General features: G+C 54.2%; 19 protein-coding genes. 17 read left to right on the top strand and 2 right to left on the bottom strand.

Annotated elements, in window-relative coordinates:
- The first annotated feature begins 134 nt into the window (after positions 1–134).
- The 10 genes from MHH78_RS23810 (at position 135) to MHH78_RS23765 (ending at position 12,552) form a co-directional block, all read left to right on the top strand.
- Positions 135–1,175, top strand: coding sequence for an ABC transporter substrate-binding protein (locus tag MHH78_RS23810; RefSeq protein ID WP_036729933.1), 1,041 nt, complete (start codon positions 135–137; stop codon positions 1,173–1,175).
- 85 nt (positions 1,176–1,260) lie between these two features.
- Complete coding sequence (locus MHH78_RS23805) at positions 1,261–2,772, top strand: sugar ABC transporter ATP-binding protein (RefSeq protein WP_341169021.1); 1,512 nt, start codon at positions 1,261–1,263, stop codon at positions 2,770–2,772.
- A gap of 7 nt (positions 2,773–2,779) precedes the next feature.
- The gene (locus MHH78_RS23800; protein ID WP_341169020.1) at positions 2,780–3,820 is read left to right on the top strand and encodes an ABC transporter permease; all 1,041 of its coding nucleotides are present in this window, start codon (positions 2,780–2,782) and stop codon (positions 3,818–3,820) included.
- Entirely contained in the window at positions 3,810–4,778 is a 969-nt protein-coding gene (yjfF, locus tag MHH78_RS23795; protein ID WP_339313733.1) for a galactofuranose ABC transporter, permease protein YjfF, read from the top strand. The genes MHH78_RS23800 and yjfF overlap by 11 nt, the downstream gene beginning before the upstream one ends.
- Before the next feature lie 188 nt (positions 4,779–4,966).
- On the top strand, positions 4,967–6,028 hold the full coding sequence (locus MHH78_RS23790) for an ABC transporter substrate-binding protein (protein WP_341169019.1): 1,062 nt from the start codon (positions 4,967–4,969) through the stop codon (positions 6,026–6,028).
- Positions 6,029–6,232: 204 nt separating this feature from the next.
- Positions 6,233–8,155, top strand: coding sequence for a carbohydrate-binding protein (locus MHH78_RS23785; RefSeq protein WP_341169018.1), 1,923 nt, complete (start codon positions 6,233–6,235; stop codon positions 8,153–8,155).
- A gap of 29 nt (positions 8,156–8,184) precedes the next feature.
- The gene (locus tag MHH78_RS23780) at positions 8,185–9,747 is read left to right on the top strand and encodes a glycoside hydrolase family 43 protein (protein WP_341169017.1); all 1,563 of its coding nucleotides are present in this window, start codon (positions 8,185–8,187) and stop codon (positions 9,745–9,747) included.
- Between the two features lie 43 nt (positions 9,748–9,790).
- A complete protein-coding gene (locus MHH78_RS23775) occupies positions 9,791–10,873 on the top strand; it encodes an endo-1,4-beta-xylanase (RefSeq protein ID WP_445668064.1) in 1,083 nt (360 codons plus the stop codon).
- A 425-nt stretch (positions 10,874–11,298) separates the two neighbouring features.
- Positions 11,299–11,649 (top strand): hypothetical protein, encoded by a 351-nt coding sequence (locus tag MHH78_RS23770; RefSeq protein ID WP_341169016.1) that lies wholly within the window; start codon positions 11,299–11,301, stop codon positions 11,647–11,649.
- Between the two features lie 369 nt (positions 11,650–12,018).
- Positions 12,019–12,552: a hypothetical protein gene (locus tag MHH78_RS23765; protein WP_341169015.1), complete on the top strand. Its 534-nt coding sequence runs from the start codon at positions 12,019–12,021 to the stop codon at positions 12,550–12,552.
- Here the strand turns inward: MHH78_RS23765 and MHH78_RS23760 are convergent.
- Positions 12,480–13,310: an AraC family transcriptional regulator gene (locus MHH78_RS23760; RefSeq protein ID WP_341169014.1), complete on the bottom strand. Its 831-nt coding sequence runs from the start codon at positions 13,308–13,310 to the stop codon at positions 12,480–12,482. The two genes, MHH78_RS23765 and MHH78_RS23760, sit on opposite strands and share 73 nt — an antisense overlap.
- Before the next feature lie 308 nt (positions 13,311–13,618).
- Here MHH78_RS23760 and MHH78_RS23755 point away from each other — a divergent pair, with 308 nt between their 5' ends.
- The 5 genes from MHH78_RS23755 (at position 13,619) to MHH78_RS23735 (ending at position 19,694) form a co-directional block, all read left to right on the top strand.
- Positions 13,619–14,602, top strand: coding sequence for an ABC transporter permease (locus tag MHH78_RS23755; RefSeq protein ID WP_341169013.1), 984 nt, complete (start codon positions 13,619–13,621; stop codon positions 14,600–14,602).
- 17 nt (positions 14,603–14,619) lie between these two features.
- Entirely contained in the window at positions 14,620–15,501 is an 882-nt protein-coding gene (locus tag MHH78_RS23750; RefSeq protein WP_036729917.1) for a carbohydrate ABC transporter permease, read from the top strand.
- Between the two features lie 69 nt (positions 15,502–15,570).
- Positions 15,571–17,148, top strand: coding sequence for an extracellular solute-binding protein (locus MHH78_RS23745; RefSeq protein ID WP_341169012.1), 1,578 nt, complete (start codon positions 15,571–15,573; stop codon positions 17,146–17,148).
- Positions 17,149–17,244: 96 nt separating this feature from the next.
- Positions 17,245–18,990, top strand: a complete 1,746-nt coding sequence (locus tag MHH78_RS23740; RefSeq protein ID WP_341169011.1) for a sensor histidine kinase — start codon at positions 17,245–17,247, stop codon at positions 18,988–18,990.
- The gene (locus MHH78_RS23735) at positions 18,987–19,694 is read left to right on the top strand and encodes a response regulator transcription factor (RefSeq protein WP_341169010.1); all 708 of its coding nucleotides are present in this window, start codon (positions 18,987–18,989) and stop codon (positions 19,692–19,694) included. Before MHH78_RS23740 ends, MHH78_RS23735 begins: the two co-directional genes overlap by 4 nt.
- 49 nt (positions 19,695–19,743) lie before the next feature.
- Here MHH78_RS23735 and MHH78_RS23730 read toward each other — a convergent pair whose 3' ends face one another.
- Positions 19,744–20,580 carry a YheC/YheD family protein gene (locus MHH78_RS23730; RefSeq protein ID WP_341169009.1) on the bottom strand — a complete coding sequence of 279 codons (837 nt, stop codon included), beginning with the start codon at positions 20,578–20,580 and terminating at the stop codon, positions 19,744–19,746.
- Positions 20,581–20,751: 171 nt separating this feature from the next.
- Here MHH78_RS23730 and sbnA point away from each other — a divergent pair, with 171 nt between their 5' ends.
- Together sbnA and MHH78_RS23720 are read left to right on the top strand one after the other, a co-directional pair.
- Positions 20,752–22,974 (top strand): 2,3-diaminopropionate biosynthesis protein SbnA, encoded by a 2,223-nt coding sequence (gene sbnA, locus MHH78_RS23725; protein ID WP_341169008.1) that lies wholly within the window; start codon positions 20,752–20,754, stop codon positions 22,972–22,974.
- Between the two features lie 20 nt (positions 22,975–22,994).
- Entirely contained in the window at positions 22,995–23,207 is a 213-nt protein-coding gene (locus MHH78_RS23720; protein ID WP_341169007.1) for a hypothetical protein, read from the top strand.
- The last annotated feature ends 69 nt before the right edge of the window (positions 23,208–23,276 follow it).

Here is a 23,276-nt window from a genome sequence, read left to right as displayed (position 1 = left end):
CCTATTCGGAGGGAATAAACCCAAAATTAGAAAGTAAACGCCAAAGGCTGCCCGTATAATGCTCTTCTGTAAGCGTTCTATAATGGGCACAACACCGGAACAAGGTGAACGTCAAGGGGGAGGAATAAGGAGATATGAAGAAGCTTGGAAAAGTGGGGGCTGTGCTGGCCCTGACCCTGTCCATGACCCTGTTAGGGGCATGCAGCAGCAATAACGGCGGGAACACGGCGGCGGATGCGGGTAAGACAGACAGTGCAGCAACGAAGGCGCCGGCGGCCAATGCCACCAAAGAGGCCAAGGACATCACGCTCGGCTTCTCACAGGTTGGGGCGGAGAGCGGCTGGCGCAGCGCGAATACGAAGTCCATTCAGGATTCAGCCAAGGAAGCAGGCTACACGCTGAAATTCTCGGATGCCCAGCAGAAGCAGGAGAATCAGATTAAGGCACTGCGTTCTTTTATCCAGCAAAAGGTCGATGTCATCTCCTTCTCTCCGGTAGTAGAATCCGGCTGGGATACGGTGCTGAAGGAGGCTAAGGCTGCGGGCATCCCGGTTGTTCTGACAGACCGTGCGGTGGATTCCAAGGATACCTCACTGTATGTTACCTTCCTGGGCTCCGATTTCGTGGAAGAAGGCCGCAAGGCAGGGAAGTGGCTGACTGAGCAGTATAAGGACGCTTCCGAGGACGTTAACATTGTAGAGCTGCAGGGAACTACAGGCTCAGCTCCGGCTAATGACCGGATGGCAGGCTTCGCCGAGACCATTAAGGATAACCCGCACCTCAAGGTCATTGCTTCACAGACCGGCGATTTCACCCGCGCCAAGGGCAAGGAAGTCATGCAGGCCTTTCTGAAGGCCAATAAGGATATCGATGTGCTGTATGCCCATAACGACGATATGGCGCTGGGGGCGATTCAGGCGATTGAAGCAGCAGGTCTGAAGCCGGGCCAGGATATCAAGATTATCTCTGTCGATGCCGTGAAGGACGGCATGCAGGCGGCCAGTGAAGGTAAAATCAACTTCATCGTCGAGTGCAACCCGCTGCTTGGACCTCAGCTGATGCAGGTAGTTAAAGATGTGGTCGACGGCAAGCCGGTAGAGGCCCGGATCGTGACCGAGGAGACAACCTTCACTTCCGAGCAGGCCAAGGAAGCTTTGCCTAGCCGCCAGTATTAATCAGTAAGTCGGGTAGAAAACTTGCTCCGGCGGTCCTTGAACCGCCGGAGCGGTTGTCTATGGAGAAGAAGGAGTGGATATAGCTATGAGCACACAGCAGCCCATACTGCAAATGACCCGGATCCATAAACGGTTTCCGGGGGTGAAAGCTCTGACAGATGTGAGTCTGCGCCTGTTCCCCGGCGAGGTTCATGCCTTGATGGGCGAGAACGGCGCCGGCAAGTCCACCTTGATCAAGGTGTTGACCGGCGTCTATTCGATTGACGAGGGCCTTGTAGAGATGGAAGGCACAGCGATCTCCATGCGCAGCCCGCAGGAATCGCAGGCTGCGGGCATCAGCACCGTGTATCAGGAGGTGAATCTGTGCCCCAACCTGACCGTGGCTGAGAATATCTTCATCGGCCGGGAGCCGCGGCGGTTCGGCTGCATCCAGTGGAAGCAGATGAACCTGCGGGCAGCGGAGCTGCTCCGGGAACGGATGAATCTGCACATTGACGTCACCCTGCCTCTACAGAGCTACTCTGTAGCGGTTCAGCAATTGGTTGCCATTGCCAGAGCGCTGAATATCTCGGCGAAGGTGCTGATTCTCGATGAGCCGACCTCAAGCCTGGATCAGAACGAAGTGGATCAGCTGTTCCGCATTATGAGGAAGCTTCAGCAGGAGGGGCTGTCGATCCTGTTTGTGACGCATTTTCTGGACCAGATGTATGAAATCTCCGACCGGGTCACTATTCTGCGCGGCGGCGAGCTGGTCGGTGAATACATGGCGAACGAGCTAAGCCGCCTGGATCTCGTACTCAAAATGATCGGCAAGGAGCTTAATCTGCTGGATGAGCTGCCAACGCTTGCGGCACAGGACAAGAACAGCCTGGGCGAAGAGCTGCTGAGGGCGGAAGGGCTGGGCCGCCGGGGCGGAATCGAGCCGTTCGACCTGAATATCCGTAAGGGAGAGGTCGTCGGACTGGCCGGGCTGCTGGGTTCCGGGCGGACGGAGGCGGCACGCCTGTTGTTCGGTGCCGACAAGCCGGACTTCGGGCAAGTGATCCTGCCGTCAACTGGCGGCGGGGTGCACTCCCCCCGGGAAGCCATAGGACGGCGGATCGCCTTCTGCTCGGAGAACCGCAAGACCGAGGGGATCATCGGCGATCTGACAGTAAGAGAGAACATTATTCTGGCGCTCCAGGCCAAGGACGGGATGTTCAAGACGATCCCGCGCAAGCGGCAGGAGGAGCTGGCCGGAGAATACATCCGCATGCTGAATATCAACCCTCCCAGCCCGGACCAGCTGATCAAGAACCTCAGCGGCGGCAATCAGCAGAAGGTGCTGCTGGCCCGCTGGCTGCTGACGGAGCCGGAGCTGTTCATCCTCGATGAGCCGACGCGGGGCATCGATATCGGAGCCAAGGCAGAGATTCAGAAGCTGGTGCTGACGCTCTCCCGGCAGGGGATGTCGTTCCTGTTCATCTCCTCGGAGCTGGAGGAGGTGCTGCGGGTCAGCGACCGGATCGCCATTCTGCGCGACCGCCGCAAGGTGAAGGAAATTTCAGAGAAGGACATGAGGCAGCAGCAGATTATGCAGGCGATTGCGGGAGGCTGAACCGATCATGAGCTCAATAATGAAGCATCACTTATTCTGGCCGCTGTGCGTTCTGGCTGCACTGCTGCTGTTCAACCTGTGTTATTCGCCGGATTTCTTCTCGATCACCGTCCATGACGGGCATTTATACGGCAGCTTGATCGATATTCTGAACTTCGGTGCCCCGCTGATTCTGGTAGCTATCGGGATGACGCTGGTAGTGGCTACCAAGGGGATCGACCTGTCGGTCGGTTCCATAGTAGCCATCTCAGGCGCCATCGCCTGTCTGAGCATCAGCAGAGCAGCGGATCAGAACAGTCTGGGGCTGATCCTGACCTCGGTGCTGCTCGCCGCAGGCTTGTCCCTGATGCTGGGGGCCTGGAACGGACTGCTGGTCTCCGGGGCCGGGATTCAGCCGATTATTGCCACGCTGATTCTGATGGTTGCGGGAAGAGGCATCGCCCAGCTCATTACCGGCGGACAGATTATTACGGTAACCAGCACCAAGTATGCGTACATCGGGTCCGGTTCACTGGCGGCGCTGCCATTCTCTATTTTTGTCGTAGCTCTGGTTCTGGTGATCGCTCTGCTGCTTACCCGGCGGACGGCCCTCGGCCTGTTCATCGAATCGGTGGGCTGCAATCCGGCCGCCAGTAAGATGTCCGGCATCCGTGCCCACTTAGTTATCTTGTCTGTCTATGTGTTCTGCGGCTTATGCGCCGGTATCGCCGGCCTGCTGCTTAGCTCGAATGTCTCCAGCGCTGACGGCAATAATGCCGGTCTCTGGTATGAGCTGGACGCTATTCTCGCCGTGGTCATCGGCGGGACGTCGCTGAACGGCGGCCGCTTCTATCTTACCGGCACCGTGATCGGAGCGCTGATCATCCAGACGCTGACCACCACCATCTACATGATCGGCGTCCCGCCGGAGATTACGCTGGTTGTTAAGGCCTGTGTCGTCCTGGCCGTCTGCCTGATCCAGTCGGATACCTTCCGCGCCGCGATTGCCGCCCGCTGGAAGTCGCGGCATTACCCCGCTGAGAAGGAGATGAGCCGTCATGTCTCTTAACCGCAAGTATATTCCGATCGTTGTCACCATTCTGCTGTTCATCGTCATGTTCACCGCCGGTTCCTTCCGGTACACCGGGTTCTTCTCTCTCCAGGTGCTGATGAATCTGCTGGTGGACAATGCTTTTCTGCTAATCACGGCGGTGGGCATGTCGTTCGTTATTCTGTCCGGCGGCATCGATCTGTCGGTCGGCTCGGTAATTGCGTTATCCACAATGGTCTCGGCAAGCCTCGTGCAGCAGCAGGGCTGGCCGCCCGCCGTGGTCATCCCGCTGGTACTCCTGATGGGGGCCGTATTCGGCACGGTCATGGGGGCGATTATCCATTATTTCGCCATCCAGCCGTTCATCGTCACACTGGCCGGAATGTTCCTGGCCCGGGGCTTATGCTATGTGATCAGCATCGATACCATTACTATTGATAATACCTTCTATACCGCCATGGCGCAGACGCGAATTCCGCTGCCGGGCGGCAGCTTCCTCTCCATCAGCGCGGTTATCGCTATACTTGTCGTAGCAGCCGCTATCTTCACGGCCCACTATACCCGGTTCGGGCGCAATGTGTATGCCCTTGGGGGCAGTGAGCAATCGGCACTGCTGATGGGGCTGCCTGTGGCGAGAACCAAGGTGCTGGTCTATACGCTTAGCGGGCTATGCTCGGCGCTGGCAGGCGTGGTGTTCACCTTTTACATGCTGTCGGGGTATGGGCTGCATGCCGTCGGCTTCGAGCTGGATACGATCGCGGCGGTCGTCATTGGCGGCACACTGCTGACCGGAGGTGTAGGCTATGTGCTGGGTACCTTCTTCGGTGTACTTATTCAAGGCGTGATTCAGACGATTATCAGCTTCGAGGGCACACTCAGCTCCTGGTGGACGAAGATCGTCATCGGCTTGCTGCTGTTCATCTTCATCCTGTTGCAGCGGGTGCTAAGCTCCAGGCGGCTGACTTTAAAAGAATAAGCACTCCGCATGGAGAGACAAATTATACTTGTCTCTCCATTTTTTTGAAATATAAGAATGTATATGTTTCACGCTATACATTATCCTTCTATTTCTCGCCGAAACGGTACCGTCCTTTAAAAGGATGGCAAAGCCGTTTCCACTTGCTATATAATTGTAATCGCTATCATACGGAAGGGGGGATCTGGTTGCGAACAGTAAAAGGGTGCCTAGTGCTGCTGCTTTTCGTCTTAGTACTGCTGCTGCTGGGCGGCTGCACGGGTGGCGGGAATAACAGCGGGCCACAGTCGATTCCCATGTCCGAGCCTTCACCTGCGGCCCTTACAGGCCTGCTGCCATCCGCAGCGGAGAGTGCCGACGACAACAAGCCTATCGTGCTGGGCTTCTCCCAGCTCGGGTCGGAGAGTACCTGGCGGGAAGCGAACACCGCCTCGATCCGCGAAGCCGCCGGGGAGGCGGGGATTACGCTGCTGCTGAAGAACGCCGAGCAGGATCAGCAGCAGCAGTTCGAGGCCATCCGCTCTTTTATCCGCAGCGGGGTCGATGTGATCGCCATTGCGCCTGTGGTGCAGACCGGCTGGGAGCCAATTCTGCTGGAGATTAAGCAGGCCGGAATTCCGGTGATTATCCTGGACCGTTCAGTGAATGTACCGGACAGCTCGCTCTATGTCACGTTCATCGGCTCTGACTTCTACGAAGAAGGGGTGAAGGCGGCCAAGTATGTGAGGGACAAGATGCGCCATCACAGCGAAGAGATCCGCATTGCCGAATTGCAGGGAACCGTAGGCTCAACGCCGTCCATCGACCGCGGGCGCGGGTTCCGCAAGCTGATCGCGGATCAGCCGAACCTGCGGATTACCCTGAGCGCCCCGGCGGATTTCACGCGCAGCGGTGGTCATGAGGTGATGAAGGCCTTCCTGCAGCAGCCGAAGGAGAAGTGGCCCCGCGTACTCTATTCCCACAATGACGATATGGCGATCGGCGCGGTAGAGGCCATTAAGGAGGCCGGGCTTGTGCCGGGGGAGGATATAATCATTGTGTCGGTGGACGGGACGCGGCGGGCATTCGAGCAGATGGTGGCGGGAAGCATCAACGCGGTGGTCGAATGTAATCCGCTGCTCGGGCCTCTGCTCATGCAGGCCGTGAAGGAGATTATGGCCGGCCGGACCCTGCCGAAGCGGATGGTGACCCCGGAGGATATATACACCCAGGAGCTGGCTGTAATAGAGATCAACAACCGCAAATATTAAGACAAAAAAACCAAAAAATTTCAACTTTTCAAACAAAAATCTACATTGTTCATTGGGCAGAAGTATATTAAGATGATCTCGAATAACAAATATTAGTAGATTCATTCAAGTAATTCAATAGGAGGGGAGGATTGTGAGCTTCCGGCATAAGTAACGCATCCGATTGAAAGGGTTTACAAAAAATTGTAATGGAGGAGAATGCCGATGTTCAAAAAGCTCTCGGTGCTTGCGATCACCTTTGTTCTGCTGCTGGGCTGTCTGCCTATGCTGTCTGCTCAGGCGGCAGGGAATGCCACAGCCAAACAGCCGGGAAATTCCAATCCGCTGATGGACCACAAGCTGGGTGCCGATCCCTTCGCATTGACGTATAACGGAAGAGTCTATATCTATATGTCGAGTGATGCCTATGTCTATAACAGCAACGGAACCGTGAAGGATAATGATTTCAGCGCACTGAACAAAATTAATGTCATCTCTTCGGCAGATATGGTGAACTGGACAGACCATGGCGCCATCCCGGTTGCCGGAGCCAATAATGTCAATGGTTCTGCGGGTATTGCCAAATGGGCCTCGCTCTCCTGGGCACCTTCAGCAGCCGTGAAGAAAATCAACGGACAGGACAAGTTCTTCCTGTACTTCGCCAACGGGGCGTCAGGCATCGGGGTACTGACAGCCAACTCTCCGATTGGCCCATGGTCCGATCCGCTCGGTAAAGCGCTGGTGACAGGAAGTACACCGGGAATGTCCGGGGTGACCTGGCTGTTTGACCCGGCGGTGCTGGTCGATGACGACGGTAGCGGCTACCTGTATGCAGGCGGGGGCATCCCCAACACTTCGGACCCGGCATCCATCGCGAGTCCCAAGACAGCCCGCGTGCTGAGACTGGGTGCGGATATGACCAGCATTGTTGGAAGCGCATCCACTATTGATGCTCCTTATATGTTTGAGGATTCGGGCATCCACAAGTACGGCGGCAAATATTATTACTCGTATTGCTTCAACTTCTCCGGCACGCACCCGGCTGCCTATCCGGCAGGCGAAATCGGGTATATGGTCAGCAACAGTCCGATGGGACCTTTTACGTACACCGGACATTTCCTGAAGAATCCTTACACCTTCTTCGGGGTAGGCGGCAACAACCACCATGCGGTATTTAACTTCAACAACCAATGGTACGTAGTCTATCACGCCCAGACTGTGGCGAAGGCTGTCCTTGGTGACGGCAAAGGCTACCGTTCTCCGCATATCAACAAGCTGGTCCATAATTCGAACGGAACCATCCAGGAGGTTCAGGGAGACATGGCGGGCATTGCCCAGATTGCCAATCTCAATCCGTACACCCGGGTGGAAGCCGAGACGATCGGCTGGAATGCAGGCATTACAACGGAACGTACGCAGGCTGCGGGCGGTCCTGTCAGCAATATGAATGTGACCAATATTAACAATGGAGACTGGGTTGCTGTGGGCAATGCCGATTTCGGCTCCTCCAGCGCTTCCAGCTTCAAGGCGAATGTGGCTTCCGCCACAGGCGGCGGTAAAATCGAAATCCGGCTCGACAGTGCAACCGGCCCGCTGGTCGGCACGCTGAATGTTCCTTCTACAGGAGGAGCGCAGTCCTGGCAGGAAGTACAGACTACGGTCAGCAATGCGACAGGGGTACACAGACTCTATCTGGTCTTCACCGGATCAGGCTCCGGCAATCTGTTCAACTTCGATTACTGGCAGTTCTCTACGGGCGGTGATGGCGGCACGACGCCTCCTCCGGTGAGCAAGGTGGAAGCGGAGGACATGACGCTCAGCGGGACCTATGCGGGCAAGATCACTTCCCCTTTCAGCGGAGTGGCGCTGTACGGGAATGATGACGCTGCTGCATTCAATCAATATTATGCCTATGGTACGCATAACTTCTCGGTCCGGGGGGCTTCTAACAATTCCTCTACGGCGCGGGTGGATCTGCTGATCGGCGGTGTGAACGTTGGCTCCTTCAATTTCAGCGGCACAACGCCCTCGGTACAGACGTTGACCAACGTGGCCCACGCCACCGGCAATCAGGAGGTCAAGCTGGTCGTAACCACGGACAATGGAAGCTGGGATGCCTATGTGGATTATATTGAATGGAGCCAGTGACGAGGCAATGGGGCGGGAGGAATGGGATTATGGCTAAAAAGGCAGGGCTGTACCTGCTGGCAATTTCGCTCATGCTTGGCATCCTGTTCAATCCTTCTACGGCTGCGGCGGCGACCTTCACCAACCCGTTTATCTATGCCGATGCCCCGGACAATGATGTCATCAGGGTAGGCAATGTGTATTACATGACCAGTACCACCATGCATATGACCCCCGGAGTCCCTATCATGAAGTCCTATGATCTGGTGAACTGGGAAATCGTGAACTATGTCTACGATACGTATGCGAACGGGGATGCCCAGAACCTGAACAACGGACAGAATGAGTATGGCAAGGGTTCCTGGGCCAGCAGTATCCGGTACAATAACGGGATCTACTATGTGTCCTTCGGGTCCAACTCTACCGGCCGGACTTATATCTATCAGACGACGAATATTGAAAATGGCCCCTGGACCTCATCGGTCCTGGGCAGCTATTATCACGATGCGTCGCTGTTGTTCGACAATGGGCGGGTCTTCCTGGTGTACGGAGTGGATAATATCAGCCTGATTGAGCTGACGGCAGATGCCAAGGCCATTAAGTCTGGCGGAATCAGTCAGGTCATCATCCCGAATTCCAGCAATATTGCCGGTTCGAACTTCATCGTGAAGGCCGAAGGTGCGCATATCCAGAAGATCAACGGCTATTATTATGTGTTCCTGATCTGCTGGCCTTCGGGAAGCGGACGCACCCAATTGACTTACCGCTCCACCAGCTTAACTGGAGGCTATACGGGGCAGGTGTCACTTAACGACTCGGGCATTGCCCAGGGCGGAATCGTGGACACGCCATCCGGCTCCTGGTACGCGATGCTCTTCAGAGACAGCGGGGCGGTCGGGCGGATGCCGTATCTGGTACCGGTAACCTGGTCCGGAAACTGGCCGGTCTTCGGAAACGGGGGCAAGGCGCCGCGGACCCTGAACCTGCCTGCCGAAGGGTATCCGGTGAAGAAGGTGTACGCGTCAGACGAGTTCACAGCACCTTCTTCAGGCTCAGGGCTGGCTAAGGTCTGGCAGTGGAACCACAACCCCGATAACTCGAAGTGGTCGCTGACTCAGCGCCAAGGCTTCATGCGGCTGACGACCGGCAAGGTAAGCACAAGTCTGCTGGATGCCCGGAACACGCTGACCCAGCGGACGTTCGGACCGAAAAGCACAGGCGTCACGGCCCTGGAGACGGGCGGGATGAAGGACGGGGACGTTGCCGGACTGGCTGCTTTTCAGGCGAAATACGGCTTCGTCGGCGTGAAGATGTCCGGCAATTCCAAATCCATTGTGATGGTCAATGCCAGCTCCGGGTCCATGACTCAAGTGGCTAATGTGCCGCTCAGCCAGAACAGAGTCTATCTGAAGGTGCTCTGCGATTTCACCAATCAGACAGATAAAGCGTACTTCTCCTATAGTCTGGACGGCAACAACTGGACATCCATAGGGAATACGCTGCAGATGTCTTATACGCTGCCTCACTTTATGGGCTACCGGTTTGCACTGTTTAATTATGCGACGAAGTCAGCGGGCGGCTATGCGGATTTTGATTATCTGCGTCTGGAATAGCTTGTTTGAATTTGAACCCAATTCGAAAAGGAGATGTATACAATTGAAGAATAGAATCAAGAAGGTTGTGGGCGGGCTCGCCTTAGCGAGTGTCCTGCTCACCTCTGTGATGGCAGGCAATGCCAGCGCAGCAATTACCAACGGATCGAAGTTCCTGGGGAATATTATTGCAGGCAGTGCTCCCAGCAACTTCACCACCTATTGGAATCAGGTCACCCCTGAGAACGGCACCAAATGGGGAGCGATTGAAGGCAACCGCAACCAGATGAACTGGGGCAATGCGGACATGATCTATAACTATGCGATTAGCAAAAACATCCCGTTCAAGTTCCATACCCTGGTCTGGGGAAGCCAGGAGCCTAACTGGGTTGCCGGCTTACCGGCAGCGGAGCAGAAGGCGGAGATCAGCTCGTTCATTACTCAGGCAGGGCAGCGTTATTCGGCCAAGTCAGCCTTCGTGGATGTTGTCAATGAACCGCTTCATGCCAAGCCTTCGTACCGTAATGCCATCGGCGGTGACGGAAGCACCGGCTGGGATTGGGTCATCTGGTCCTTCCAGCAAGCCCGGGCGGCGTTCCCGAATTCCAAGCTGCTCATCAATGAATATGGCATTATCGGTGACCCCAGTGCGGCCGATAAGTATGTGACCATTATCAATCACCTGAAGTCCAGAGGACTGATCGATGGTATTGGTATTCAGTGCCACTATTTCAATATGGATAACGTAAGTGTGAGCACCATGAATACTGTACTGAATAAGCTTGCTGCAACAGGCCTGCCAATCTATGTCTCCGAGCTGGATATTACCGGTGATGACAACACCCAGCTTGCCAGATACCAACAGAAATTCCCTGTGCTCTGGAACCATCCTTCCGTTAAGGGCGTAACCCTGTGGGGCTACATCCAGAATCAGACTTGGGCAGCCAACACCCATCTGGTGAATTCCAACGGCACAGAGCGCCCGGCGATGAAGTGGCTGAAGCAATACCTGGGCGGCTCCTCGGCCCTGATGGAAACCACCGACACCCAGGACATCACCGACAGCGTGATCCAGCCGGACAGTGTGGTTGAGCCAGACATGCAACTGGATCTCCAGCCCGTGCTGGAACCCGTTCCGGCCGAGTAAGGTGAGGTAAGCACGCGGTATGTACTAAAAGCATTACTTAAGGGCTGCTCCGTGGCGCACTACGCGCCGGGAGCAGCCTTTTTTTGGTGGGATGCAGTGCGGAGGCGTGGACCAAATGTAGCCGAAAAACCGAACACATTGGGCAGTGCGGAGGTGGGCGGGCCAAATGTAGGCGAAAAACCGAACACAATGGGCAGTGCGGAGGCGTGCGGGCGAAATATAGTCGAAAATCCGAACACAATGTGCGTTTGCAGATGGACGTAAGGCTCCTAGTGATCTTTATCTTGCGTTCGCTGACCAAAAGTGGCACACTAGAAATAGATATATTAAACGTGGCAAAGGATGCCCCGCTCCCTTCTCTTGTAGAAGGAGGCGGGGTTTTGTGCGTTTAGAGATTAATCTCATTGCAGAGCGGGGGAATTAAAGTGGGATTTACAGAAGAACATGACCAGTGGTTAAGCAAGCATTTGAAACAAAGAAAGGGGGAGCGGCTCGATGCACTTAAGCGGGGCCATAGTTACGGTAACCGCTTATTCGTTGAATGTGTGTGGTGGCCACTTACCGGACATTTTCACGGACTCCATCCGGAATATGAAGTTAAGGACTGGCGCGGTAGATCCTATTTTATCGATTTATTGTGGAAGGCCGTTTCCTCGCGTATTGCATTTGAGATCATGGATTACGGATCGCATGGTACGGACCGGAGCAAATACCGGATGGACTTGAATCGCGGCCTCTTCCTGCAATCACAGGACTACATGGTTCTCTATATCTAGCTGGATGAGATGAAAGAGAATCCGTCATTTGTCCTTTCCACACTGCGGAACATGCTGTCTCCTTACTTGTTGGCAGGAACTGCTAATAGAAGCACAGAGAAACCCTATTCCAGAATTGAACGGGATTTGATGAGGTTAGCTATCCGTAACTATCGTGTCCTTCGTCCCGTTGATGCTGCGAGAGAGCTTGAATTACACTACACCACAATTATTAAATACAGCCGTATGCTGGTGGATAAGGGGAAATTCCGCCCTGTAGCGAGAGGGACTTCTCCGCGAGTTACATACTACGAGTATATAGGCACCATTCAAAGCCCAGATTTGGTCTAAAAAACAGCGTCACCGAATGTAATCGAAAAACCGATTACATTGCGCCGGATGGGCGGTGCGGATGGAAATGTAATCGAAAAACCGATTAAAATCGGCCGGACGGGTGGTGCGGATGGAAATGTAATCGAAAAACCGATTACAATCGGCCGGACGGGTGGTGTGGAGGGAAATGTAATCGAAAAACCGATTACAATCGGCCGGACGGGAGGCATGGAGGGAAATGTAATCGAAAAACCGATTAAAATCGGCCGGACGGGTGGTGTGGATGGAAATATAATCGAAAAACCGATTACAGTCGGCCGGACGGGAGGCGTGGATGGAAATGTAATCGAAAAACCGATTACAGTCGGCCGGATGGGAGGCGTAGATGGAAATGTAATCGAAAAACCGATTACAATGGGCCGGACGGGAGGCGTGGATGGAAATGTAATCGAAAAACCGATCACATTGCGCCCGCCATCACTCACCTGCACAAGTAAGTGTCCCCGCACCCGCCAAGCTCACCCGCCATCCGCCGCAGGAAGGGAAAGCTCCCCCTCCCTATACACCTTCCTGTACTGTGAAGGCGTGTAAGAAGTAACCTTCTTAAATATCTTCGAGAAGTACAACGGGTCGTGGTAGCCGACCGAGTAAGACAACGACTTCACCGACAACCGCGACTCCGCCAGCAGCTCACAGGCCCGCCGGATGCGCACGGTGGTCAGGTAGCCGGAGATGGAGGTGCCCGTCTCTTTTTTGAACAGCCGGAACAGGTAACTGCGCTCAATCGACACATATTCCACCACATCCAGCACCGACAAGGAAGACTTCCAATAGTTACTCTCAATATAGGCCTTCGCTGACCCTACATAGTCCTTCTTGAGACTGGCCTGCTCACTCGGATAATACTCCATGTAATACGACAGCAGCAGATGAAGCGCCGCATCCGAGCGCTCCCGTGCATACGGCTCCTGTTGATACCCCTTGACCTGATCGAACATAGCCCTGAAATCCTTCGGGGCAGCCGTTACAACGGGCTGGTCCGGTGAGATATGAATCATGGCAAGTAAGCGCAGAGCCTCCGCCCCGCTGAACTCAATCCAGCAATACGCCCACGGGTCCTGCGGATCAGGATAATAATACACCTCCGTCTGCGGAAAAATCATAAAGCTCTCACCCGTCTCCACAGGGTGTACCGCCTGGCCGGTCTTCAAGTAACCTCTGCCGCTCACGATATAATGCAGCGCATATACATCACGGACGCCGGGTCCCCATCTGTGCAGATTGGGGGGCTTGTACCCGTTCCCTTTAACCATTGGACCCTCGCCAAGTCCGTATTCCCTAGAGTTCATAGTTGGCACCTGTATCTTTCATCTTAGAGTTTCTGTTATTAGAAGCACTAAAGAAATTAACGAAAAGCGAAAAGAAGCGGAGGGGAAATTTGGAACTGGAGTAGCGGTAGCGGCCGGAAGTCCAAATGTTCACCGCAGTGACGACCAAGCTTCAAGTTCAAATCTTAAGTCTGTCTTCTATACTATAAGACGAATACAACAAATAAACAAAGGAAGCGTATTCAAAAATGACAACGCTTTCTTAAGAATGTTGGCTTACGCCGTCCCCGGGCTTGCAGGTAAACTAAAGGTACGAGGGAGGAGCGCATATGGAATTGGAAACACAGCCAAGAAGTCTCGGAACCGGCGGCGGCCGGCGGTCGTTTTTATGGAAGCGGTTTAAAAAACAGAAAGTACTGCATGTGTTCGTCGGGCTAGGCATGATCTATCTGTTGATCTTCGCGTATACTCCGATGTTCGGTATTCTGATGGCGTTCAAGGATTACAGCATCTCCAGCGGCATCAAAGGAATCTTCACCAGCGATTGGGTCGGGCTGAGGTATTTCGATGAATTCGTCCATGACTATCAATTCGGCAAGCTGGTCCGCAACACGCTGGTCCTTAGTCTGCTGAAGGTCATCTTCGCCTTCCCGGCGCCGATCCTGCTGGCGATCATGCTGAACGAAGTGAAGCACATGGCCTTCAAGCGGTTTGTGCAGACAATCAGCTATCTGCCGCATTTTATCTCCTGGGTGGTCGTGGTTGGCGTATCCTATGCCTTCCTGTCCGCCGATGTCGGTGTAGTCAATAAGGCGCTGATGGCGATGGGCTTCACGGATGAGCCGCTGGCCTTCCTGACCAGTCCGAATTACTTTTGGGGGCTGGCGGTAGGGAGTGCGGTGTGGAAGGAGATGGGCTGGTGGACGATTATTTTTCTGGCGGCGATATCGGGGATCAGTCCTTCCCAGTATGAGGCTGCTGAGATTGACGGTGCCGGAAGGCTGGCGCGAATCCGTTATATCACCCTGCCGGGGATGAAGGGAACTATCGTTGTTGTACTGGTGCTGACCATCGGGAGTATTCTCGGCGGCGGATTGGTGGGCTCCAACTTCGAGCAGGCCTACCTGCTAGGCAACAGTATCAATAATCCAACCTCTGAGATTGTCCAGACCTACGCATTCAGGGTGGGGTTAAGCGACGGGCGGTTCTCCTATGCAGCGGCGATCGATTTAATTCAATCGGTGATTTCGGTAGCGCTGATATTCTCCAGTAACTATATTGCCAAGCGGGTATCAGGCTCCAGTCTGTTTTAGAGAGAGGAGGGAAGGCTATGCTGAAGAGTCAGCGGCAGAAGGATTTGGTTTTTGACAGCGTGATCTATGTGGTATTGTTCATTATTATGCTCACGATGCTGTATCCGTTCTATTATGTGTTAATTGCTTCCTTCAATAAAGGCTCGGACTCGCTGCTGGGCGGTGTGTATCTGTGGCCCCGGAACTTTACCCTGGAGAATTACCGGGTGTTCATGGATGATCCCAAGTGGGTGAAGGCGTTCCTGATCTCCGTACTGCGGACGGTGTCCGGCACCTTGCTCGGACTGCTGCTCACCAGCATCGTCGCTTACGGTCTATCCCATCGAGATCTGTTATTCAGCAAGGTCTATTTCACAGTGATCGTATTTGCCATGTACTTCTCCGGCGGACTGATCCCTTATTATGTAGTCCTGCGTTCACTAGGTTTGTTAAATTCCTTTGCGGTGTACATTATCCCGTCCATGCTCAGCACGTTCTTCCTGCTCATTGCGATCTCGTTCTTCCGTGAAATTCCCGCTGAGCTAAAAGAATCTGCGCATATAGACGGGGCCGGTGAGCTTACGATATTCTTCCGCATCATCCTGCCGGTCTCAACGCCGGTGCTGGCAACTATGGCCTTGTTCATGGGGGTCGGGCAATGGAATTCCTGGCTGGATTCGGCTTATTTCGTCCAGTCCGAGGAGCTGCGTACGCTGGCCTTCCGCATGATGGAGGTCATCAACAAGAGCAACTCTCCGATGGATTCGCTGGCGGTAGCCAACAGTGCCTCGGCGGGTGTGACCAGCTTCTCCTTACAGGTCACTTCAATGGTCGTTTCCATTGTTCCCATTATCTGTGTGTACCCGTTCCTGCAGAAGTATTTCGTACATGGCATCATGCTGGGTTCGGTCAAAGGCTAGGCCAGTGCTTCAGTGTTCAAATGTTCCATTGCTCATACAGCTCATTAATTCAATCATGGAGGGATTAGCTTGAACAAAAGCAGAAGCTTCAAGATCGTTGCAGCCGCACTCTCAATGGCCGTCGTGTTATCCGCCTGCGGCGGTAACGGGGGAAATACCGGCCAGCCCGCCCCGTCCGGCAGCCCGGACGCCGCAGCAGGCGGGAATGCGCCGGCCAAGCCCGGACAGGTGAAGGAGTTAAGCCTCTTCATCGATGCGTCGTGGTACCCGGTTACGGAATGGAAGGGCCCGGTCGCTGACATGATTACCGAGAAGACAGGAGTGAAGCTCAAGGTTACGGTCGCTACCGATGATAAGCAGCTTCCGCTCATGATTGCCTCCGGTGACCTGCCGGACCTGGTGTTCACCTCTTCCAACATAGACCGGTTATCCGACTCGAAGCTGTCATATTCCTGGAATGAGCTGATTGAGAAATATGCGCCGGATTTCAAGATTGACAAGACCCGGATCGCTATTCATACCATGGATGACGGCAAGTTCTATACCGTGCGGAATTCCTTTGCTACCCAGGAGGAGATGGCGAATAGTAAATATTCGTTAGGCAGCGACGGCAACCCGGGCATCGCGGTACGGGAGGATATTCTGAAAGAGCTGGGGAATCCGCCGATCAAGACCCTGGATGATTTCGTCAAGGTGCTGGGCATGGTCAAGGAGAAATATCCCGAGATGGTCCCGCTGATCATGGACAAGGACTGGATCGAGCAGTATTTCCTGGCCCAATTCGGTACGGAGACCCTGCTCGACGGCTGGTATGAACAGGACGGCAAGGTGGAATATGCGATCAGGCAGCCTAAGATGCTGGACTTCTTCAAGTTCATGAATAGCCTGTACCGCAACGGCTATATCCTGGCTGAGAATTTCGCACTGGCCAATGACCAGATTGATGATCAATATGCTACGGGCGGTAAAGCCTTCGCCCATAGCCACACCGTCTCCACCGCAGATACCGATAACATCAAGATCAAGAGCAATCAGGGGAACTTCTCCTTCAAGATGCTGCCAAGCGTATTATCGAAGGATGCCAAGGTAGTCAGCTCAGGACTCGGCTTCTCCGGAACCTTCATCACCAAGAAGAATAAGGACCCGGAGGCCTCCATCAAATTCATGCAATATCTGGCCAGCGACGAGGGCAAGAAGCTGACGATGTTCGGGGTAGAGGGCGTGCACTGGACCTGGAATGAAGAAGGCCACCCCGATTTCAAATACAATCCGTCCGATGCCGATTTCGTGAACAGCAACGGGATTAAATGGTGGTATCTCTATAACGATGGGGTTACCGAAGGTATGCTATCCTATGTTCCTGAGCTGCAGAAGACCCAGGCGCTGATGGAACTGAAGGCGGTCCGTATCTACAAGCCGGAGCTCGGCTTGATCCAGACCCAGCCGGATTCACAGGAGAAGACCATTAAGACCAAGATCGATGAGATGGTCAAGAATGAGAAGGTCAAAATCTATCTGGCTGAATCGGAGGAAGCCGCAGTAGCAGCCTATGAGAATATGCTGAAGAACGCAGAGAACATCGGCCTGCAGAAGCTGACCGACTGGGCGAATGCGACCTATCAGAAGAAGAAAGAACTGTTCAAGTAAGCGAAATCCTGCCGGTAGAGACCTGTCTCTACCGGGTTTTACATGTTCATGGTAGGATGAGAGAACACAAGTCGGGCACCGGAGGGACAGACTGCCGTGAGCATTGTACGCAAGATGATAGTAGGGTATATTTTTCTGATTTTTATTCCTGTAGTTACGTTTGGCTACTATTATTATAGTAAGATCTATGACAGTGTAAGCAGCCAGTTTGTGGAGAGCCGTCAAAAGATACTGGAGCAGGCCTATGCCAATATGAAGGCGGATCTGGCCCGGATTGATTCCACCCAGCGTATGCTGCAGTACAACCCGTATGTCACCGACTATCTGGACGGCAGCTATGAGACGGACTCAGAGAGCGTATATGCCTATAACCGTTATATCAATCCGGTGATTCTGCAATCGCTTAATATCAGTCCTGAGATCGACACGTTCAGAATCTATATAACCAAGCAGGGCGTGCTGCCCATTACTGACCGGCTGCTCGAACTATCGGCGCTGAACGAACAGGGTGCCGAGGCTACCCGTATGCTGCGGCCGGGACAGGGCAAATGGATCATTCCCGATCCTGAGGTGGAAGCGCCCCCGCTGGTATTCTACCAGAAAATATATAATAATGACTTTACCGAGATTGTGGGACTACTGGAGCTGCGGGTTGGCAGTGAGCTGATCCGCAAATTCTACCGGGCAACAGGCGGAGGGGATTGGACCGCGCTGCTTCTGCCGGCAGAGGGCGAGCCGCTGGAGCGGGAAGGTATCCCCGCAGCGGTGGACGATGCCACCTGGAGCAGACTGACTTCGGGAGAAGCACAGACCTATTTCATTAACCGGGAGGTCATTGTTAATCAGCTATATATGAAGGAACTGGGCGTACGTGTCGCCGTCATCGGCAAGGTATCCGAGGTGTTCCGCTCGATCAGGAGCCAGGAGCTGGTGATGATTACGACATTCGCGGTGCTGCTTGCGTTATTGTCGTTCGCCTATTACACACTCGCATCAACGATTACGAAGCGCGTACTCCGGCTCGCCAGACATATGCGCAACCTGAATGATGATAATCTGAAGCAGTCCATCAGCAAGGAAGATAAGCCGGGCCGCAGGGATGAGATCAGCTTCCTGACTGAGACCTATAATTCGATGCTTCTGCGCATGGATGAGCTGATCAACAATGTTCACCGGGCCGAGCTGCGCAATAAGGAAGCCGCTTACAAGGTGCTCCAGGCCCAGATCAAGCCGCATTTTCTCTATAATACGCTGGAGACCATCCGCATGCTGGCCGAATCGAACAACGACAAGGAAGTGGCGGAGATCTCTTACTGGTTCGGCAAGCTGATGCGCTACAGCCTGTCCGCCCAGGACGATCATACCGTTCTCTCCCAAGAGCTTGAGACCGTAGTTTTCTACCTCAATATTCACAAAATGCGGCTGCAAAAAAGACTTACCTATGAGGTCGATATCGCTGTGGCTGCCGAGAACCTGATCTGTCCAAGATTCATCCTCCAGCCGCTGGTTGAGAATAGTATTATTCACGGAGCTGCTGTGACGCTGCGGCCGGTCCATATCCTGATTCAGGCGAAGGAGACGGCGGATGAGATTCGAATCAGTGTATCGGACAGCGGCATTGGCATTCCTGAGAACCAGGTGCGGCTTATTCGCGCCCGGTTATCCCGCGGAGAAGAGGTGAGGACTCAGGAGGAGGCGGAGGGAGGCGTGGGCCTGTATAATGTCAGCGAGCGAATTAAATCATTTTATGGCGGGACCTCACGGCTGGTTCTTGAGAGTGAGGAGGGCAAGGGGACCTGCCTGACCATCATCCTATCGAAAGGGGCGGCAGAGCAAGCATGAGAATTCTGATCGTAGACGATGAGCCGATTATCCTTGGAGGGCTGGTGAAGGTAATTGGCGGAGCCGCGCCGGTCGGGGCTGAGATCCGCGAGGCCGGTGACGCCTTCGAGGCGCTTCAGATTATGAAGGAATACATGCCGGATGTGACGGTAACCGATCTGCATATGCCGGAGAAAAACGGGTTCGAGATGATGGAGGAGGCGAAGGAGAACGGTTTATGTGAGCGCTTCATTATTCTTACCGGACATGATGACTTCGAATATGCCCGCCGGGCGCTCCGTTACGGGGTAGTGGACTACCTGCTGAAGCCGGTGGATAAGGAGGAGGTAGCCCGGCTGCTGAGTCTGGTGAGCCGGAATCTTCCCTCCCTGGACAGTACGGACTGTCCGCCTCATGCCAAACGGATTCTTGCCTATACCCGGCTGAATTACATGAATGACCTGTCCCTGGATCATCTGGCTGAGCTGATGCATCTTCATCCGAATTACATTAGCAGCCTGTTCAAGAAGGTCACCGGCGATACGTTCGTCAATTACCTGAATACCACCCGGATCAAGGAAGCGCAGAAGCTGCTAAGCCTCCACCGGGATCTGTCGGTAGGTGAGATCGGACGCCGGGTCGGGTATGAGAACAAGCATTACTTCAACAAGGTGTTCAAAAAATATACCGGCAGCACCCCGGGCGCTTACCGGGAAGACCACTGAAGCTTGCGCTCGGCCAGGAGGCCGGGCGCAAGGATGGGGCAAGCTGTACCTACACGCCCCTCTTGGCCTTCTGGCACTTCAGATTGTACGTACGCCCGTAGGCTGTGCCGTATCTTACGATTCGGTTCAGCATCCGGGTATCCTTCAGCTTGGTGAACGGGCAGGGATCAGGGGCGGTGTTCACTTCCAGAATCCAGGGAGTCAGCCGCCGGTCCAAGGCTAAATCTAGGCCGATTTCCTTAAGTCCGGGATAGGCAGAGCTTAACTGGATGGCGCACTTCACGCCAAGTCCGTACATTTGGGCAAGCAGAGTCTTGCACTTCTCGGAACGGGTGTAAGCCTTCAGCAGCGTCTCCACCGGATAGATGGTTCCGCCCTGGCTGCCATTCGTAACTACCTTCTGCGGATGCGCCACGCGTCCCGCCGCTCCTGTAGCCTCCCACTTCCCCTGAAGATTACGCTGCACCATCACACGGATATCAAAAGGCCGTCCGCCGTAAGTCAGCAGCCGGATGCCCTTTTGCACCAGATAGGTCCGGCCCCGGGTCTCCGCCAAGAGGGACTGATAGGCCTCGTTATAATTACTGAATGTGCTTATCCTTGTCCCTGCCTGATAGCGGTAGGACCGCGCGTTCCCCGAATCAGCCTCGCTTCCGCCAGCGCCGCTATTGCTCCGCAGTATCCGCTGTTCAACCCTTATGACCCCTTCGCCTAACGAGCCGCAGCAGGGCTTAATATAGACCATCTGATGATTTTGCAGCATGGCCTGGAGTACTCTCCGGCTTAGTTTTCGGGTCTCCGGGATATGCCGCTTTAATTCAGACTTCTTCGCCAGTATCGTTGTCTTCGTTAATTTATTGGATATTCGGCTGATTTGCTCCTTCATGCTACTCCCCCGTTCTATCGACTCTAATAGGCTATAGTACGGTACAGAGCCGGATTTGGCTTGGGCGGATGCCCCGGGGCTGAACACACAGGCAGATGATTACATAGATTATTGAAGGTATTCATCCGGGAGGCTGCGTTCAGGCAACCGGTGCGGGAGGCGTCGAAAGGAATGGCGGAGCAGTGGCGGGATAAAGTAAACGAAGTAATCAGGTACTTCCCCTGGTACCAGGATCTTATCGGCAATGAGCACGTGAATTACAGTCTGGAGCAGCTTCCCCTTATGACTTCGGATCTGCTGGATACTCATTATTATAATAACGAACCCGATGCTTCTCTTGCCGTCTACCGGACCTTGGGCACCAGTACAGGACGGCGTAAATCAATCGTCTATTCGGAAGAGGATGAACAGCATTATATCGATATCAAAACCAGGCTGTTCGGGGAATTGCTTCAGAGAAGCGGATGTACCAGGGCGCTGGCGGATATGGGGACCGGACATGCTGCGAATACGGCGCTGGCTATTTTTGCACGGCTGGGACTGGTTAACAGCTCCATTCCCTTCGAGTTGCCGGTAGAACAGCATATTGAGCGTATTCAGGCTTTCCAGCCCGACCTGTTGTACACCATGCCCTCTATCTTGGATCATATCGTATATGCTGCGGAGGACCCCCGGGCATTTGGAATCCGCAAAATCATTCTGGTCGGCGAGATCGCTACCCGCGAGTGGCAGCAGAACATGGCCCGCCTGTTCGGCCTGAAGCCGCAGGATATTACCGATACGTACGGGTCGATTGAAATCGGCACGATTGCTTATTATTCGCATGAGCTGGGCCGGTATCTGCTGGCTGACGGCATCGTTGCCGAAGCTGTGGGAACGGAGATCGTAGGGGAAGGACTCGACCCGCTGGCAAGCGGCGAAGGAATTCTCGTGCTTACCTCATCCGTGCGTAAGCTGCTGCCAGCCCTCCGGTTTGTCACCTATGATGTTGTGAGGGATTTCAGGACTGTACAGGTAGACGGGGTGGAGCGGCAGAGCTTCCAGTCCATCGTCAAACGGGTGGGCCGTGAGCTGAAGCATGGGGAGAAAATCAGCATCTACGATATTGAACAGGTGGTCTACCGTCATCTTCAGCAGGCCAGGGTCCGGGTCGGGGTCAGCCATAATGCATTATCTGTGTATATCCAGAGCAGGTCGGCGGCTCCATCCTGCGTTCCGGTCATCAGGGAAGAGATCAGGGCATGCATCCCGGAGATTGGTTTGATGATCGCAAATCACCTGCTTGACGATATTGAAGTCATTCTGACGGCAGATGACAGGGAGCTTGCGGGCGGACAGGTGAAAAACAAGAAGCTGTATTACCGGAAAGATCAAACGGAGCCGCAGACAGTGGAGCAGCGGGCAGAGCCTCAGCTTACCAGCGGGATTTTATCGGCCATCGGACATACACCACTCCTGAAGCTGGATAATCTGTTTGCTGCCAGCGGGTTCAGCGTCTACGCCAAAATGGAGCTGATGAACCCGGGAGGAAGCGCAAAGGACCGCCCAGCCTTGCGGATGATCCGGGAAGCGTGGAAGGAAGGCCTTATCGGGCCGGGGACCGTTATTATTGAATCCAGTTCCGGGAATATGGCCATCAGCCTGGCCATGATATGCAAGCAGCTGGGGATGACCTTCATCAGTGTGGTGGATGCCAGAACCACCGGGATGAATCTTCAGATGCTGAATGCCCTGGGTGCGGCTATTGATTTCATTGACCGCCCTGATCCCGAAACCGGGGAATTCCTGCCGGCCCGGCTGAAGCGTGTGCAGCAGCTGCTCAAGGAGATACCGGGCAGCTATTGGCCGAATCAGTATGCCAATCCCAATAACTATTTATCCCATTATGATACGACTATGCCGGAGATCGTGAAGGAACTGGTGCAGGTCGATTACCTGTTCTGTAGTGTCAGTACCTGCGGAACGATAAACGGACTGGCAGAATACGTGAAGGACAAGGGACTGCGGACCCGGATTGTGGCGGTGGATGCAGAGGGTAGCGTTATTTTTGGCGGCCATCCGAAGAAGCGGCACTTCCCTGGACTGGGTGCCGGTATTGTGCCCCCGTTATGTAGACTGGACCTGATAGACCGGATTGTGCATGTTGCCGACGTTGATATGGTGAAGGGCTGCCGGGCGCTGGCCCGCAGGGAATCCATTCTGGCCGGAGCTTCCTCCGGGGCAGTGCTTGCTGCTATTCGGCAACTTAAGGAGGAGATTCCTCCCGGCGCAGTCTGCACCGCCATCTTGCATGATAAGGGAGAACGGTATCTCGATACGGTATACTCGGACACCTGGGTGCAGAGCCAATTCGGAGCGGAGCTGTCGGTAGCAGATGAAGAGTTCCTACCTTGACCGTAGAAGGAGGAGACAGGTTGCTGTATTTAAATGACCAGGATCTGCGGGCAGTAGGCCTGGATTGGGCTGCTCTTGCACAATCAACAGAGGCTGCTGCGGTGCACCTCATCCATTCCGGTAATTATGTGCAGCCGGTAAAGCCTTACCTGAGGTATAAGAATCTCCGTAACCGGATGATTGCCATGCCAGCGTATGCCGGGGGAATGTCTGCTAAATGTTTCACTGCGTGATTACAAGCCGGAGTCGCGGTTAACGTGGAACGGATGAAGATGGAGTTCCTGAATTGTTCAGATGTAGCT

The sequence above is a fragment of the Paenibacillus sp. FSL H3-0333 genome, from assembly GCF_038002805.1.
GTDB lineage: Bacteria > Bacillota > Bacilli > Paenibacillales > Paenibacillaceae > Paenibacillus_AQ > Paenibacillus_AQ silagei.
The sequence above is the reverse complement of the archived record's forward strand: the minus strand, read 5'-3'. Positions and strand labels throughout refer to the sequence as shown.

Coding starts and splice junctions, on each gene's coding strand:
- MHH78_RS23810 (WP_036729933.1), top strand. CDS start 135: ATGAAGAAGCTTGGAAAAGTGGGGGCTGTGCTGGCCCTGACCCTGTCC.
- MHH78_RS23805 (WP_341169021.1), top strand. CDS start 1,261: ATGAGCACACAGCAGCCCATACTGCAAATGACCCGGATCCATAAACGG.
- MHH78_RS23800 (WP_341169020.1), top strand. CDS start 2,780: ATGAGCTCAATAATGAAGCATCACTTATTCTGGCCGCTGTGCGTTCTG.
- yjfF (WP_339313733.1), top strand. CDS start 3,810: ATGTCTCTTAACCGCAAGTATATTCCGATCGTTGTCACCATTCTGCTG.
- MHH78_RS23785 (WP_341169018.1), top strand. CDS start 6,233: ATGTTCAAAAAGCTCTCGGTGCTTGCGATCACCTTTGTTCTGCTGCTG.
- MHH78_RS23780 (WP_341169017.1), top strand. CDS start 8,185: ATGGCTAAAAAGGCAGGGCTGTACCTGCTGGCAATTTCGCTCATGCTT.
- MHH78_RS23760 (WP_341169014.1), bottom strand. CDS start 13,310: ATGAACTCTAGGGAATACGGACTTGGCGAGGGTCCAATGGTTAAAGGG.
- MHH78_RS23755 (WP_341169013.1), top strand. CDS start 13,619: ATGGAATTGGAAACACAGCCAAGAAGTCTCGGAACCGGCGGCGGCCGG.
- MHH78_RS23750 (WP_036729917.1), top strand. CDS start 14,620: ATGCTGAAGAGTCAGCGGCAGAAGGATTTGGTTTTTGACAGCGTGATC.
- MHH78_RS23735 (WP_341169010.1), top strand. CDS start 18,987: ATGAGAATTCTGATCGTAGACGATGAGCCGATTATCCTTGGAGGGCTG.
- MHH78_RS23730 (WP_341169009.1), bottom strand. CDS start 20,580: ATGAAGGAGCAAATCAGCCGAATATCCAATAAATTAACGAAGACAACG.
- sbnA (WP_341169008.1), top strand. CDS start 20,752: ATGGCGGAGCAGTGGCGGGATAAAGTAAACGAAGTAATCAGGTACTTC.